The 686-nt window shown below is 67.2% G+C and carries 1 pseudogene; it reads left to right on the top strand.

Annotated features, from left to right (window positions below):
• Window positions 1-686 (top strand): annotated as a pseudogene (locus BBF94_RS26915) (RHS repeat domain-containing protein); the annotation flags it as partial.

The following is a 686-nucleotide window of genomic DNA, read 5'->3' as shown; positions in this document are numbered from 1 at the left end:
GGGCGTCTGACGGCGATCAGCGATGCCTACGGCAATCGTCTGACGGTGCATCGGGATCTTTCCGACCGGATTCAGCGACTGGATAACGGGGCCGGACGTTCGCTGCTGTTGCGCTACGAGCGGGCGCACCTGGTCGCGGTCGATTATCAGGTTTTCCGTGAAGCCGCCTGGCGCACCGAGCAGACGCTGGTCAGCTACCGCTTCGATGCCCGCCACCGGCTGATCGAGTCGAGCAACGCCGTCGACGAGAGCGAGCGTTACGACTACGACGACCGGCACGTCATCCTGCAACGACAGTTAACGGGCGGCGCGAGTTTTTTCTGGGCGTGGGAGCGCGAGGGCAAGTCGGCGCGCTGCGTGCGGCACTGGGCGTCGTTTTCGCAGATGGACACGCGTTACGTCTGGGACGACGCCGGCAGCGTGCGGGTGCAGTACGTCGACGGCCGCGAAGAGGTTTACGTCCACGACGACACGGCGCGGCTGGTGCGACAGGTCGCCGCCGACGGCGGTGAGCAGCTCAAGGCCTACGATGCGCAGGGCCGGTTGGTCGCCGAGCAGGATGCGCTGGGGGCGGTCACCGAGTACCGCTACGACGACGCCGGACGGCTGATCGCGCTGATTCCGCCGGACGACGCGCCGACGTCCTACGAGTACCGCAACGGTTTCCTGCACCGCCGCAGCCGGGG

The organism is Pseudomonas bananamidigenes (genome assembly GCF_001679645.1).
Lineage (GTDB): Bacteria > Pseudomonadota > Gammaproteobacteria > Pseudomonadales > Pseudomonadaceae > Aquipseudomonas > Aquipseudomonas bananamidigenes.
This window is presented reverse-complemented; position numbering and strand designations above follow the sequence as displayed.